This is a genomic window from Chitinophaga sp. CB10 (assembly GCA_001870995.2).
In the GTDB taxonomy this organism is placed as follows: domain Bacteria; phylum Bacteroidota; class Bacteroidia; order Chitinophagales; family Chitinophagaceae; genus Chitinophaga.
Genome location: MLAV02000018.1, coordinates 51,487 through 65,166 on the forward strand (window position 1 = coordinate 51,487; position 13,680 = coordinate 65,166).

Annotated in this window: 12 protein-coding genes and 3 tRNA genes; 4 read left to right on the forward strand and 11 right to left on the reverse strand. The window is 50.7% G+C overall.

What is annotated here, in order from left to right; translation table 11 throughout:
- Window positions 1-24: 24 nt before the first annotated feature.
- The 3 genes from priA to BOC67_RS21285 form a co-directional block, all read right to left on the reverse strand.
- Entirely contained in the window at window positions 25-2,469 is a 2,445-nt protein-coding gene (priA, locus tag BOC67_RS21275) for a primosomal protein N' (RefSeq protein ID WP_291913383.1), read from the reverse strand.
- Entirely contained in the window at window positions 2,466-3,167 is a 702-nt protein-coding gene (locus BOC67_RS21280; RefSeq protein ID WP_291913386.1) for a 1-acyl-sn-glycerol-3-phosphate acyltransferase, read from the reverse strand. The genes priA and BOC67_RS21280 overlap by 4 nt, the downstream gene beginning before the upstream one ends.
- A 153-nt stretch (window positions 3,168-3,320) precedes the next feature.
- Window positions 3,321-3,731: a DUF4258 domain-containing protein gene (locus BOC67_RS21285; RefSeq protein ID WP_291913388.1), complete on the reverse strand. Its 411-nt coding sequence runs from the start codon at window positions 3,729-3,731 to the stop codon at window positions 3,321-3,323.
- A gap of 113 nt (window positions 3,732-3,844) precedes the next feature.
- On the opposite strand from BOC67_RS21285, the gene mtaB reads away from it, so the two are divergent.
- Window positions 3,845-5,122, forward strand: coding sequence for a tRNA (N(6)-L-threonylcarbamoyladenosine(37)-C(2))-methylthiotransferase MtaB (gene mtaB, locus BOC67_RS21290; RefSeq protein ID WP_291913391.1), 1,278 nt, complete (start codon window positions 3,845-3,847; stop codon window positions 5,120-5,122).
- Window positions 5,123-5,229: 107 nt separating this feature from the next.
- The gene (locus BOC67_RS21295) at window positions 5,230-6,435 is read left to right on the forward strand and encodes a hypothetical protein (protein ID WP_291913394.1); all 1,206 of its coding nucleotides are present in this window, start codon (window positions 5,230-5,232) and stop codon (window positions 6,433-6,435) included.
- A 163-nt stretch (window positions 6,436-6,598) separates the two neighbouring features.
- Here BOC67_RS21295 and BOC67_RS21300 read toward each other — a convergent pair whose 3' ends face one another.
- From BOC67_RS21300 to BOC67_RS21310, 3 genes are read right to left on the reverse strand one after another with little or no spacing between them, the layout of a single operon-like run.
- Window positions 6,599-7,195 carry a DinB family protein gene (locus tag BOC67_RS21300; RefSeq protein WP_291913397.1) on the reverse strand — a complete coding sequence of 199 codons (597 nt, stop codon included), beginning with the start codon at window positions 7,193-7,195 and terminating at the stop codon, window positions 6,599-6,601.
- A 44-nt stretch (window positions 7,196-7,239) separates the two neighbouring features.
- Window positions 7,240-7,884: a leucyl/phenylalanyl-tRNA--protein transferase gene (gene aat, locus BOC67_RS21305; RefSeq protein ID WP_291913399.1), complete on the reverse strand. Its 645-nt coding sequence runs from the start codon at window positions 7,882-7,884 to the stop codon at window positions 7,240-7,242.
- 1 nt (window position 7,885) lies between these two features.
- Complete coding sequence (locus BOC67_RS21310) at window positions 7,886-8,194, reverse strand: ATP-dependent Clp protease adaptor ClpS (RefSeq protein ID WP_245805596.1); 309 nt, start codon at window positions 8,192-8,194, stop codon at window positions 7,886-7,888.
- 149 nt (window positions 8,195-8,343) lie between these two features.
- Here BOC67_RS21310 and BOC67_RS21315 point away from each other — a divergent pair, with 149 nt between their 5' ends.
- Window positions 8,344-10,494 (forward strand): cation:proton antiporter, encoded by a 2,151-nt coding sequence (locus BOC67_RS21315; protein WP_291913404.1) that lies wholly within the window; start codon window positions 8,344-8,346, stop codon window positions 10,492-10,494.
- A gap of 75 nt (window positions 10,495-10,569) precedes the next feature.
- On the opposite strand, the gene BOC67_RS21320 is transcribed toward BOC67_RS21315, so the two are convergent.
- The 5 genes from BOC67_RS21320 to BOC67_RS21340 all read right to left on the reverse strand — a co-directional run bounded on the left by BOC67_RS21320 (window position 10,570) and on the right by BOC67_RS21340 (window position 12,881).
- Window positions 10,570-11,262 (reverse strand): hypothetical protein, encoded by a 693-nt coding sequence (locus tag BOC67_RS21320; protein ID WP_291913406.1) that lies wholly within the window; start codon window positions 11,260-11,262, stop codon window positions 10,570-10,572.
- 114 nt (window positions 11,263-11,376) lie between these two features.
- Window positions 11,377-11,451 (reverse strand) — tRNA-Val (locus BOC67_RS21325).
- Between the two features lie 58 nt (window positions 11,452-11,509).
- Window positions 11,510-11,587: transfer RNA gene (locus BOC67_RS21330), tRNA-Val, on the reverse strand.
- Window positions 11,588-11,618: 31 nt separating this feature from the next.
- A tRNA-Val gene (locus BOC67_RS21335) sits at window positions 11,619-11,693 on the reverse strand.
- A gap of 240 nt (window positions 11,694-11,933) precedes the next feature.
- A complete protein-coding gene (locus BOC67_RS21340) occupies window positions 11,934-12,881 on the reverse strand; it encodes a hypothetical protein (RefSeq protein ID WP_291913409.1) in 948 nt (315 codons plus the stop codon).
- A 133-nt stretch (window positions 12,882-13,014) separates the two neighbouring features.
- Between BOC67_RS21340 and BOC67_RS21345 the strand changes: the two genes are divergently transcribed.
- A complete protein-coding gene (locus BOC67_RS21345; protein ID WP_291913410.1) occupies window positions 13,015-13,674 on the forward strand; it encodes a metal-dependent transcriptional regulator in 660 nt (219 codons plus the stop codon).
- The last annotated feature ends 6 nt before the right edge of the window (window positions 13,675-13,680 follow it).

The window sequence follows — 13,680 nt, forward strand, 5'->3', positions numbered from 1 at the left end:
TCCTTGCTTTTTATACGTACACGCCTACACGCAATCCACATCCGGCACAATCGTCACCGATCTGAATTTCTTCTCTGCCAGCAACTGTATGAAATACTCTCTCAGCAACTGTTTGGTTTGCGCTATTACTTTGGTATCCCGCGGTAATTTGATCAGCATCTCCTGTAAATAGTTATTCCGCACCCTTGCGACCAGCGGCGCTGCGGGGCCTACCAGCTGCGGGCCTATATGCGGGTTCAGCCAGCTGGCAAGGATTTGCGCGGCCTGCTCCACTGTTTGCTGGTTTTTATGTTTGAGCGTGAGCTTCAGCAGCCGGTAAAACGGCGGATAGTGGAAAAACTGGCGCTCTGCCAGCTCCGCCTCGTACATGGCTTTATAATCGTGGTTCAGCACATAATGCAATACCGGGTGCCGGGTATTACTGGCCTGTACCAGCACTTTGCCTTTTTCATGTTTGCGGCCGGCGCGCCCGCTCACCTGCTCCATCAGCTGGAATGCCCGTTCGTTCACGCGGAAATCGGGATAGCTGAGGAGGCTGTCCGCACTTAAAATACCCACGAGGTTCACATTCTCAAAGTCCAGCCCTTTCACCACCATTTGCGTACCCACGAGGATGTCCACTTCCCGGTCTTCCAGGAGCTTAATCATTTTGTTATGGCTGTCCTTATTCCGGATAGCATCCACGTCCATACGGGCGATGCGGGCTTCCGGGAAAATCTGCTGCAGGTCGTCCTCAATTTTTTCCGTGCCGAAGCTTTTTGGAATGAGGGACTGGCTGCCGCAGGCGGCGCAGGTATATACGTACGGGTAGCGTGTACCGCAATAGTGGCAGTGCAGTTTATCCTGGTTCCGGTGGTAGGTGAGCGATACATCGCATTGTTTGCAATGCGGTATCCAGCCGCAGGTGGTACACATCAGGAAGGGAGCATAGCCACGGCGGTTCTGGAACAGGATGATCTGTTTTTGTGCGGCAAGGCTTTCTGTTACGGCTGTTTTCAGGGCGAGAGAGATATTGCCGTCCATGGTTTTTTCAGCCGTTTCCTTTTTGATGTCCACGATGTCCATCGCCGGCATTTCCACGCCGCCGTATCTCTCGGCCAGTTCCACCAGGCCGTATTTGCCCTGTTGAGCGTTGAAGTAGGATTCCAGGGAGGGGGTGGCGCTGCCGAGCAGGACTTTCGCCTTAAAGAGGCCGGCATAGTAAATGGCGGCATCCCTGGCGTGGTAGCGGGGAGCGGGGTCCTGCTGCTTGTAGGAAGGATCATGCTCCTCATCGAGGATGATGAGGCCCAGGTCCCGGAACGGCAGCAGCAAGCTGGAACGCGCGCCCAGCACTATTTGCAGCTCTCCGTTCTTCACCTTATTCCAGATTTCTACCCTTTCGTTGTTATTGAAGCGGGAGTGGTAGATCCCGATATGTTTTCCGAAATGTTTCTGTAAGCGGCGGATGATTTGCGCCGTGAGCGCAATTTCAGGCAGCAGGTACAATACCTGCTTTCCGGCCGCCAGGGCTTCTTCCATCAGTTTTACATAGACCTGCGTTTTACCGCTGGAAGTAACGCCGTGCAGCAGGGTCACCTGCTTGGTCGTAAAGTGGGCCCTTACCTGTTCCAGCGCCTGCTCCTGGGCGGGGCTGAGGGTAAAATCCACCTGGGCATCCAGCTTGTGCAGCTTGATGCGGTCCACTGCCCGCTTTTCCACGAGGAGGATGCCTTTATCCACCAGGCCTTTGAGCTGGGCGGTGGTGGCATTGGATTTTTTCAGCAGGGCATTTTGGGTTACCTCGCCGGTGGTTTTCAGCAGGTGCAGGTAGGCCAGCAGCAGCTCCATTTGTTTGGGCGCGCGGCCAAAATCGTTGAAGAGGGCTTCCAGCTGCTCATCCCGTTGATAGTCCGGGTGCAGCACTACGAAGTTTTCCAGCTTCTCTTTATATACCTCTTTGAGTTCTTCGTAAACGAGGCAGACTTTTTTTTCGATGAGTTTTTTGATGACGCTGTAGACCTCCGATTTATCCAGTATCAGCTGCACTTCTTCGATGCGGAGTTCTTTGCGGATTTGCAGCGCTTCGGCGATGAGGTATTCGTCATCGTCCAGCTCCGTATAGTCGTCCCCGTAAGCGTCGTTATAGAGCAGCAGCGTTTCGCTGGAGAGCTTCAGGTGCGCGGGGAGGGCGGCGTTGAGCACTTCGCCTTCGCTGCACATGTAATAGCTGGCTATCCACGACCAGAAGCTGAGCTGGGTGGGATATACCACCGGCTCTTTATCCAGCAGGTCCAGCAGCGGTTTGGTTTTATAATCGGCAGGCGCCTGCTGATGAATAGCCTTTACGATACCGGCATACTTCTTCTGTTTACCCAGCTGCACGGCCACACGGCTGCCCACCTGGATGGAGGGTTCCATGTTTTCCGGGATAGCATAAGTATAATTTTTTGGTAGCGCCAGTGGCAATATTACATCTGCATACTTCATGCGGTCGGTTGCAAGGTTGGGTAAGCACGACGTTTACGCAGTTCTGCGTCCATCACCTCGTAAACGCGTTGTTTGAGGGTATTGATATCGTCGAGCGTGAGGCCATCCACCGGGATTTCGGGTAGGAATACTACCCGGCATTTACCGGGGTTCAGTACCATCAGCCCTTTGCCGGAAGGAAAGCGGTCGCCCGCATCTACATACAGCACCGGTTTGAGCGGTATCTGCATTTCGATGGCCATACGGAAAGCGCCGTTATGGAAAGGGCGCAGCGGCTCGCTGGATTCGTTGGTAGTGCCCTCCGGGAACATGAGCACGGAGATGCCCGCCTTGAGCATGCTCATCATTTCACGTACGCTCTTTGCACGGGCAGGCGCGTTGGAACGGTCTACCGAAACGACGGAATTCTTATAAATGAAGCCAAAAAACGGGATTTTTGCCATTTCCACCTTTCCGAGCGGGCGGAAGGGCAGCCGCATAACCTTCACCGCCACGGCGGCATCCAGGTAGCTGCGATGGTTAACAACGTATATGCATGGTTTATCGCCATGCGGCACGAGGTGTTCTTTTGTAACGCGCATCCCTACCAGCGGGAACCAGGCATGGGCCCAGAATCTCAAAAAGTAAAAGATAATGTTTCCGCCTTTTTCCTTACCCAGGAGAGATGCCAGGAAAATTGGCGGCAGGATAAGGAACATGATTCCTAAAAAAATAATGGCGGCGTATATTACATATATAAGACGCAACAATTTCATAAATAACTTCATAAACGCCCCTTGACTGTGGTTTGAATTAAGCCGGAAATCTACGATTTATATAATTAATAATGAATTCCTTTGAGCAGTATTGTGTTATTCACAATGACAGGTCCAGTCCTGATCCAGGTCGATGCAGGTGACCACCCTGGCGCTGTTCTTGTCGCAAGGCGCAAAAACTATGCGCAAATGCTGCCCTTCATGGGAATACCCTTCCAGTGCGAAGGTCGGGCAGGGGCGGTCGTTCGGATTCGATTTCTCCAAATTGACTTCTCCTTTCTGCAGGATTTCAGCCACTTCCTGCTCCGTCACGTGTCGGCACTCCATGCGACACCTGGCGTGTTTCGTAAATTCCAGTCTGGCCTCGCGATTTAGCAGGGCGCCGGGGGCGTTGTTGGTAGCGGGCTTAGGCGGACTGGTGATAACGCCTTTGCTTCCCGGAATAGTGCCTGACTCTTTTTTCCACCACTCCTGGTGCCAGCCTGCCGCTAAGAGAACGACTAACAACAGCACCGGAAGATATTTTTGAACAGATTTCATAAAATTATAACAGCGGCGTAAAATAGTCAAAATTCCTGACCTGACTATGACATAAAAAGTTGCTACCTTTGCCGTCCTTTATGGAACAAGTAAAAACAGTAGCATTTCATACCCTCGGCTGCAAGCTGAACTTTTCAGAAACCTCCTCTCTGAGCAGGTTACTGGAACAGGATGGCTTTGTCAAAACGGATTTTGACAATACCGCCGACGTATATGTGATCAATACCTGTTCGGTCACTGATAATGCCGATAAGGAATGCCGTCAGCTGGTGCGCCGTATCCAACGCCGCGCCCCTGAGAGCATGGTGGTCATCACGGGTTGCTACGCCCAGCTGAAACCGGAAGAAATTGCGAGCATTGAAGGGGTAGACCTGGTACTCGGCGCTGCGGAGAAATTCAATATCGCCGAACACCTGAAGAACCTCACCAAAGGCGACAGTGCAAAGATCTGCTCCTGCGATATTGAAGATGTAAACTCTTTCCACTCCTCCTACTCCCTGCACGACCGTACCCGCACCTTCCTGAAAGTGCAGGACGGTTGCGACTATGGCTGTACGTTCTGCACCATCCCGATGGCGAGGGGCAAGAGCCGCAGCGACAGTGTGGCCAATGTGGTAAAGAATGCCGAAAGCCTCGCTGCCAACGGCGTGAAAGAGATTGTACTCACTGGGGTAAACCTCGGGGACTTCGGTAAAGGATTCGAAGGCGGCAAGAAAAGAGAAGAAACATTTTATGAGCTGATCCAGGAACTGGAAAAGGTGGAAGGTATTGAGCGTTATCGCATCAGCTCCATCGAACCGAACCTGCTGACCGCGGAGATCATTGAATTTGTAGCCAACAGCAGCAAGTTCATGCCGCATTTCCATATTCCCCTGCAGAGTGGCAGCAATGAAATCCTAGGCCTGATGCGCCGCCGCTACCGCCGCGAACTCTACGCGGAGAAGGTGGGCATGATCAAACAGTTCATGCCGCATTGCGCTATCGGCGTTGACGTGATTGTTGGCTTCCCGGCCGAATCCGATGCGCACTTCCAGGAAACGTATGACTTCCTGCACAGCCTGGATGTATCCTACCTGCACGTGTTTACCTACTCTGAAAGGGCCAACACGCTTGCGCTGGATATCAAGCCGGTAGTACCGGTACACGTGCGCCACGAGCGCAATAAAATACTCCGTAACCTCAGCGTGAAAAAACTGAACTACTTTACGGAACAACATATCGGTCAAACCCGCAAAGTGCTGTTTGAATCGCACAACAAAGACGGCATGATGGAAGGCTACACCGATAACTATATCAAGATCACTACCCCATTCCGGGAAGAATGGAGTAACAATATTGTAGCGTGGGAATTGAGATAACCGCGCTCACTGCATAGAAAAAGACGCCGGGATGCCGGCGTCTTTTTTTTATCCTATATTCCCATCGTTAAATTGCTATTTTTACGCCAGCTCATTTTCAGGTTCCTATGAGAAACTTAACCCTTATTTGTTGCTGGCTGCTGATTACTGCCGCCGCCTATGCGCAAAAAAATATTACCATCGTGGGCGCAGCCCAAACCGTACCGGCCGGGAAAAAATGGGTAATACCCATCAACAGGAAACTGCAGGTGGAAGTGCCGGATGGCGCCCTGCAGTCCGGCACGCTTTGCAATGCTGCCCTGCTCACTAAAAACGGATCAATCGGCCTTGTAGGCGCCGGGCCTAACCCTTACGCCCCACTGAACATTTACCAGATAAATATTTCCGGAGTAGAGCGCGCCGCTTTCAGCGGCAGCAATGTACTGGCTGTTACGCCCGCCTCCTTCAGCTGGAAATCCTATGAAACCAATGCAGTCGCCACCATCAGTCAAAACCTGGTATTCTATGAGCAGGATAACGTGTCTGTAAAGGAATGCCTGCTGGCGATTCAGGCATTTGAATACAACCTTACTCCTGCGGAAGTAAAACAATTACAGGCTACGCGGAATGCTGCCATCAAAAAGGCAGCGGCAAAAAATACTGAAAAGGAAGAAACCCCGGATGAAAGAGTAGAGCGGTATGCCAGGGAAGCGTACGAAGCGGGCAGGCCGGTCAGCGATTACTACCTGGCCAATAAACCAACGCTGGTAGCCAGCAATGATCCGGCTGCGGAAAATGCATTAAAGGAGGTGTTTAGTACCCTTTTCAGGACCGAAGGAGGCGCTCCCCTTCATTTCCTGCAGCAACAATCCGTCACCTTCTATTTCGATACGCTGGGCCATATGACGCACCTGTATGCAGATCATCTTGATGAAAAACGCTTCCTCAAGCCGTTCCGGGATTATTTTACCGCTTCGGCGCCCGGCGTGATTATGCTTAAAAACAAAGAGATCCCGGTTAAATTTTCGAAGGAAATAAAAATACAGTTCGAGGAAGAAAGCGGCGAGGTCAGGGGAACGGTAAAAGTCAGCCGTAATAAAGATAAATCATGGTCGGCCACCGTTGTGCCGGACAGCAGGATGGACAGCGCCTACAAAGCGAAGCTGGAAGCCTGGGTCGCCTCCCGGATGATGGATAAGAAACCGGCAGCCTATCATAATGCGGAAATTTCCAGCCGGTTTACGACGTATAGGGTGCTGTTAAAGTATTATAGTGATTCGCCGGTGTTTAAGGAATTTAGTATTCCGACGCTGGGGGAAATTGTGTTGCGTTAAACAATGGCAGGAACAAAAATTACTATTTCAACGGCTAAACGAAATGGTGCCGCGTTAACTTACCATTTCTACCCTGTGGAAAAGGTGTTGCATTAAACAGTTGCAGGAACATAAAAAAGCGGGTGCATCCTCCTGGATACACCCGCTTTTTCTATGCAGCAGCTTACTTAGGAAAGTTCGGACTGTTCTTCACTTCCACTAGCTGTTGGGTATGCCTGTTCGTATGTGCGGCGTCCAGCAGCAGCAACTGGTAGGCGTCAATGGTACCAATCGGGGAGCCTTCTACCACGTGATTGCGGAGATCGTCTTTGGAATTGGTCACGTAATCGATCAGCGAATCCCTGCGGGCAATGAAGCTTTCGATGATTTGCTGCGGTGTTTGTGTTCCGGATGGCACCAGCGATTCAGGCGCTTTTCCTTTTTTGCTGCGGTCTTCCACGCCGGCGATCACCTGTTCATCCGTGATCTTGATCAGCGCTCTTTTGGAAGGGTCGGCAGGAGCGCTTACCAAATGCTGCTCCCAGGCAAAGATGCCGCCTTCGGCCTTGTAGATATGCTCTACGCATTCAATAACGGACCAGCGGTCAGGCGCAGGCTTGAATTTCAGTTGCTCTTCAGACAGGCCGGCTACTTCCTTTAACAGGTTTGCCTTGGTTTCTTTCAATTGCGTCAGCAGTAAGGAACGGTCTTCCTGGGGCGGGCGCGGTACTGCGAAAGCAGCGCATAGCAGTACAAACAATAAGAGAGAGGAAATTTTCATCGTGGTGGTATTTTGGTGGTTAAATGCGGTATTACAGCAGCAAGTTACGAAACTTCCAGGGTCTCCAGTAATCGCAGGAATTCGCGGCGGGGAATAAAATCCGCCCCCAGGGAGCGGAGGTGATCCGTTTCCACCTGGCAGTCGATCATACCCAACTCCTGGCGGTGCTCCTGCACAAAGGTGATAAACGCCGCTTTGGAGGCATTGCTTACTTTGGCGAACATGGATTCCCCAAAGAAGGCGCGGCCCAGCCGGATACCATAGAGGCCGCCTACCAGTTCATCGCCCTGCCAGGCCTCTACGGACATGGCTATTTTCAGCTCATGGAGGCGTTTATAGGCCGCTTCCATCTCGCCGGTGATCCAGGTGCCATCCTGCCCTGCCCGTTCAATTTTACGGCAGTTGCGGATCACTCCTTCGAAGTTTTGGTTATAGGTAATGCGGAAAGTCTGTTTCTTGAGGACCTGCTTCATGCTGGCAGAAACTTTCAGGTTGTCGGGGAACAGTACAAAACGGGGGTCGGGGCTCCACCAGAGTATAGGCGGCTCGTTAAACCAGGGAAATATCCCGGATTGGTAAGCCAGGATCAGTCTTTCAGGCTTCAGATCTCCCCCTACGGCCAGTAATCCGTCAGGCTCTGCAAAATTCACATCCGGAAATATCAGTTCCTTTGAAAGACGGAAGATCATGCTATTGGTTAACGGATTCTTCTATAGTTGCACTTAAACCTCTTTCCAGCAGGGCTTCACAAAGCGGGCGCAGTTTCCTGTATTCCCCCTGCTTTACGGCGTATTTACCGTTAAAATGGATGATCAGCGCGCATTGCTCCGCCTGCTCATGCGTATGGCCACACACTTCGATCAGGGAAGCAATCACCCAGTCGAAGGTATTTACATCGTCGTTCCACACCACCAGATTAAAGGGAAATTGTTCATCTTCCGCTACCAGGACATCCTCCTGTTCCTCTGTAATTACTTCAGTATTAGTGTGTTCCATCATTGTTAAAGAAAGCTTTATGCAAAATTACGCGGAATATTCGTTAATTTATCCACTATTGAGTAATGATAATCCTGATGACGGTTTATAATGACTGAAAATCACCCCTGATAGCAGGTTATTTTTTCCGCACATCCCTAAAAATTGGTTTTATGAAGTACAGCCTGGTTTTATTAATGAATTTCTCCTTACCACTGAAAGATCCCATCCCTATTTTTTCACTGGTATTATTTATCATATTGCTGGCCCCTATCATCCTGAGAAAGTTCCGAATACCCAGTATTATAGGGCTTATTATTGCCGGCATGCTGATAGGCGACCATGGATTTAAGATCATAGAAAAAGGCAGCATTGATTTATTCGGGAAGGCAGGTTTACTGTACATCATGTTCCTCGCCGGGCTGGAGCTGGACATGAATGAGTTCCGTAAAAACCGCTACCGGAGTATGGTTTTCGGGGCGTTTACCTTTTTCATTCCGCTGGTCATGGGCTACCTGGTATGTACCTACGTACTCCATTTTAATTTCATGGCTACGCTGCTTATTTCCAGCATGTTTGCCACCCATACGCTGGTGGCTTATCCGCTGGCCAGTCGCCTCGGCATTACGAAAAACGAAGCCGTAACGGTAGCCGTGGGCGGTACCATCATCACCGATACCGCCGTACTGGTGATCCTTGCCGTGATTACCGGCGCCGAAGCCGGCAACCTGAATACGGAATTCTGGGTACGGCTCGCCATATCCCTGGCTGTTTTTGCCACCATTATCCTCTGGCTGATGCCTATGCTGGGCCGCTGGTTTTTTAAGAAAATCAAGGACGACAAAACCTCCCATTTCATATTCGTAATGGCGCTCGTGTTCCTGTCGGCATTTCTGGCGGAACTGGCCGGGGTGGAAGGTATTATCGGGGCATTCCTCGCAGGCCTGGCACTTAACCAGCTGATACCGCATACCTCTCCCCTGATGAACAGAATAGAATTTGTGGGCAACGCCCTTTTTATACCTTTCTTCCTCATCAGCGTGGGTATGCTGGTAGATTTAAAAGTGCTGCTCAAAGGGCCGCAGGCGCTCATCATCGCCGGCGCGCTCACCCTGATGGCGCTCAGCAGCAAATGGCTGGCAGCATGGTTTACCCAGCTGGTATTCCGCTACACGCCTACGCAGCGCCGGGTAATATTCGGGTTGAGCAGCTCCCATGCCGCCGCTACCATCGCCGTGATTCTCATCGGTTTTAACATGCATATTGTGGATGAGAACGTCCTCAACGGAACGGTGATACTCATACTTGTTACCTGCCTTGTAGGCTCGTTTGTAACGGAAAATGCCGGCCGTAAAATGGCGATTGAAGAATCTACCGCCAAGCCGGAACTGCCCGATCAGCCGGAACGCATACTCATTCCCGTGGCGCATCCGGACCGTATCGAAGCGCTGCTCGATTTCGCCGTGATGATCAAGGATCCGAAAGCCAATACGCCGATATATCCCCTTGCGATTGTGCAGGATAACAGCGCTGCCAGGGAGAGTATCCACGCCAGCAACAAGATGATGGAAAAAGCCATCATCCATGCAGCCGCTACAGAAAGCCAGCTGCAGGTGGTCACACGCATCGATCTCAATATTTCAGACGGGATTTCCCGCGCAGCCACGGAGCTGATGGTGAGCGATGTTATACTCGGGTGGACGGACAAAACCAGCGCCACCGACCGTTTCCTCGGTTCCTTCTTCGGCAGTACCCTGGATAACGTACTCCAAAGCGTTTGGGAAACAGTGTATGTATGCCGCTTCCTCTACCCGCTGAATACCACCAAAAAAATGGTGCTGGCCCTGCCTAAAAATGCGGAGTATGAACAGGGCTTCCTCCATTACCTCCAAAAAATGCTGATGCTCGCCAAACAGGCCGGCGCCAAGCTGGTAGTGTTCTGCGCGCAATCTACCCAAAGCATCATCGAAGGCTATATCGTGCAAACCAAGATGAGCATGGAGATTCAATTCCGGCACTACGATGGTACGGAAGACTTCCTTGCCATCAGCCGGGAAGTGAGCCGGAACGACCTCGTAGCGGTAGTTACCGCACGGAAAGGAACCCTCTCCTACCATGCCTACATGGAAAATATACCCGGTAAAATAGAGCGCCATTTCAGGGATAACAACGTGATCCTGCTCTACCCGGAACAAATAGCGGTAGACTATGTGGAAGCAGGTATTCAGCCGGAAGACCTTACCCTGGCGCCGATCCAGGAACAACTGGCTAACCTGAACAAGCTGGGTAAAGCGGTGAAGAGGATCTTTAAACCAAAGAAATAAAATAACTGCAAAAAAGAAAGAGGGTATCTCCGTTTGACGCGGGATACCCTCTTTTTTATGCCATGCGGCCAATATTTAGTTGCCCTGGTTTAAACGCCTGAACAGTATTATCCCGCAAATGATAAACAATCCCACATTTGCCACGATTATTCGCAGCCCCTGCGCCCGTGATGCAGCGGAAAAGGCCAGCACTCTGGCGCCATCGGGGAGTGTTTTTTTGGTCAACCGCACAAAAGCGCCGATGAATATCCCCAGGCAACTCAATATCCCCACAAAAGGCAAGGGCACAAAAAGGATCAATGGAGACAGGTAGCCGATCAGCGCCAGATGGCCGGGCAGTTCCTGCGGTTGCGACAGGGAGTTTATGCGGTTGTTATTGAAGAGATGCAATTGTTCCGGCGTATAAGTAATCCCCTGCTTTTCCAGGAGGCGAAGCGCCAGCGCGTAATCAAAATCCCCCCATTCATCCTTCTTTGCGATTACGTCCTGTAACTCTTCCCGCGTAAAGGAGAGCAGGTAATAATCCGGTTCCACCTCCTCCGGCGAAACGGTGATCAGGCTTTTCAGCAGGGCGTCCGCCCGGGTAAAATCCTCCGACGGGATCTTTACAAGATGCCGCTGATCAAAGTTCTGCCCTATGTACACGCTGTCTACCAATACTACTTCCTCTTCATAGGTAACGGGTATTTGATGCCCCTGCAAAATCGATACTATTTCCGCGGCTTGTTCGGCGGTATGGAACCGCTTAAAGGTGAGTAATTTTTCCATGGGTATAGGTTAGCAGCCTGAAGATATAAATTTTCCGGCTTTGAAAACTCCCTTTCATCAGGGCAGTGCATTAAATAAAAAAGACCCGTGCAATGCACAGGTCTTTCTGTTATGTGGGAGTTGACGGGTTCGAACCGCCGACCCTCTGCTTGTAAGGCAGATGCTCTGAACCAGCTGAGCTAAACTCCCCTGATGGAAAATTAAATGTCGATAAAAAAAGACCCGTGGTTGCCACAGGTCTTTCTGTTGGTGGGAGTTGACGGGTTCGAACCGCCGACCCTCTGCTTGTAAGGCAGATGCTCTGAACCAGCTGAGCTAAACTCCCATGAAAGATCTTTTCCAGTATGTTATTGAAGTGGGAGTTGACGGGTTCGAACCGCCGACCCTCTGCTTGTAAGGCAGATGCTCTGAACCAGCTGAGCTAAACTCCCATTCTTTCGTTGTATCCATCTAACCTTTCGTTCGATGGGATTGCAAAGGTATAATCTATTTTTATTCTACCAAATAAATTTTAGAAAAAACGATTAAAAGTTTACGGTCACATCTACTTAAATGAGCTTCAAATCCTTTACAGATAAGGATTATAATTAGTATGAAAAAAATTAGGATTGATATTACATCAATCCTAATCCCCATTAGTTTTTATACAACTTGTCAGTTTTTCTGCACAATTATTTCTTCTTTTTCTTCTCTGCCTTCTTCACAAAATTCCCTTCAAAGAAACACTTGATACCGCGGTAGGCGCCACAGCCGCCAATCTCCCGGATGCTTACCCTGCCGGAGGAAAACTGGAAGGAAATACCGCAGGAGGTTTCCTTATCCCGGAACTCGCCCCTGTTGCCGCCTACATACTGGCCAACCCCGCTCACTTCGCCTTTGCACTTACCATTGTCCTTCGAGAAGGTAATAAAGAACTGAAATGATTTCGCATCCTCCCCGTCGCGGATAGATACCAGGCTCATATCCCCGCTGGTGTAGTCGCCGGAAAAGCGGTGCTTGCGCGGCAAGGTATCCAGCGGATTAAAAATCTGCCCGGGTACGGACAGGTTAGCCGTATTGGTCATGATCAGCGTAGTGGACCCGTCCGCATTAACGCTGAAGAAGTCCTCCCGCTGCATATCCCGCACCGGCCCGTGCTGCGCTTCCGTTGTGAGCTTTAAAACATTTCTGCTGTCAATCTGGAAGGAGGAAAATACCCCGTTCCTACCTGCGTCGGCTACACGAAGCCGTTTGAGGAAGAGGCCTTTTTTCTTCTCCATAAAACAGAGATAAGCTACTGTCCCGGAACGGCCAACCGCTTTAACTACCATGTAGTTCACGGGGTTGCCTTCCATCCGCTGCAGCGGCCAGAAACGCACTTTCTCGTTCTTGGGGAAGTCCCCTTTAGTCAGCGTATCCGTCAGAAAACGGTTGATGTCGGCCGTGTCGAGCGCCAGCGAATCCGCCAGCTTCAGTTGCAGGGAATCTGACACTAACTTGTATGGCAATGCAGCCGCCGGAAACAATTCCCGGAAGCCCTCCCGGGTCATCGGCTCATCGCCGCCACGGCCGGAATTTTTCTTTGTCTTACAGGCAGCCAAAACACCTATAGCCAGTAATAATAACAGGTAACGCTTCATTAGTAGATTTAAATTCTTGGGCGAAAAGTTAAACTAAATTTTTATATGTGCGGCTCCAAAATCAAAAAACATACCGGATACAGAAAAGTTCAGGAAAATTATTTAAGTTTGTCTAAATAATAATTTAGGTTGTATGAATTTATCAGTTGCGGAAGAGAATTATATCAAAGCCATTTACAAGCTGCAGGAAGGGGAACAGGCCGTTACCACTAACGCCCTGGCCTATGAGCTGGAAACCAAACCAGCCTCTGTAACGGATATGGCCAAGAAATTAAAAGAGAAAAAACTCATCTCCTACGAAAAATACCAGGGCATCACCCTCTCCCCCGAAGGCCGTAAAACCGCCTTACAGGTGGTAAGAAGGCACCGCCTCTGGGAATGCTTCCTCGTGGATAAGCTCTCCTTCTCCTGGGAAGAGGTGCACGAACTGGCGGAAGAACTGGAGCACGTCCGCAGCGAGAAGCTGATCAGCCGCCTGAGCGAATTCCTCGGCAACCCCGTGATAGACCCCCATGGCGATCCCATCCCGGACGCCAACGGCCGCATGGCCAAGCCACGCCCGCAAACATCGCTGGACCAGGCCAATGCCCGCCGCCTGGTGGTCACCGCAGTGAGCGACCAGTCGTCCGCACTGCTGGCATTCCTCAACGCCAAAAGCATTAAGCTCGGCACCCAGCTGGAAATCATCGCCCACTACGAATTCGATAACTCGATAGAAATAAAAGTAAAGCATCAACCAGCCATCACCATCAGTGAACAGGTGGCTAAAAATATAATGGTCAGACCGCTATAACACTAA

What these genes read in the sequence shown, in the direction of transcription:
- priA (WP_291913383.1), bottom strand. Translation starts at nt 2,469, where the DNA reads ATGAAGTATGCAGATGTAATATTGCCACTGGCGCTACCAAAAAATTAT.
- BOC67_RS21280 (WP_291913386.1), bottom strand. Translation starts at nt 3,167, where the DNA reads ATGTTCCTTATCCTGCCGCCAATTTTCCTGGCATCTCTCCTGGGTAAG.
- mtaB (WP_291913391.1), top strand. Translation starts at nt 3,845, where the DNA reads ATGGAACAAGTAAAAACAGTAGCATTTCATACCCTCGGCTGCAAGCTG.
- BOC67_RS21295 (WP_291913394.1), top strand. Translation starts at nt 5,230, where the DNA reads ATGAGAAACTTAACCCTTATTTGTTGCTGGCTGCTGATTACTGCCGCC.
- BOC67_RS21300 (WP_291913397.1), bottom strand. Translation starts at nt 7,195, where the DNA reads ATGAAAATTTCCTCTCTCTTATTGTTTGTACTGCTATGCGCTGCTTTC.
- aat (WP_291913399.1), bottom strand. Translation starts at nt 7,884, where the DNA reads ATGATCTTCCGTCTTTCAAAGGAACTGATATTTCCGGATGTGAATTTT.
- BOC67_RS21310 (WP_245805596.1), bottom strand. Translation starts at nt 8,194, where the DNA reads ATGATGGAACACACTAATACTGAAGTAATTACAGAGGAACAGGAGGAT.
- BOC67_RS21315 (WP_291913404.1), top strand. Translation starts at nt 8,344, where the DNA reads ATGAAGTACAGCCTGGTTTTATTAATGAATTTCTCCTTACCACTGAAA.
- BOC67_RS21320 (WP_291913406.1), bottom strand. Translation starts at nt 11,262, where the DNA reads ATGGAAAAATTACTCACCTTTAAGCGGTTCCATACCGCCGAACAAGCC.
- BOC67_RS21340 (WP_291913409.1), bottom strand. Translation starts at nt 12,881, where the DNA reads ATGAAGCGTTACCTGTTATTATTACTGGCTATAGGTGTTTTGGCTGCC.
- BOC67_RS21345 (WP_291913410.1), top strand. Translation starts at nt 13,015, where the DNA reads ATGAATTTATCAGTTGCGGAAGAGAATTATATCAAAGCCATTTACAAG.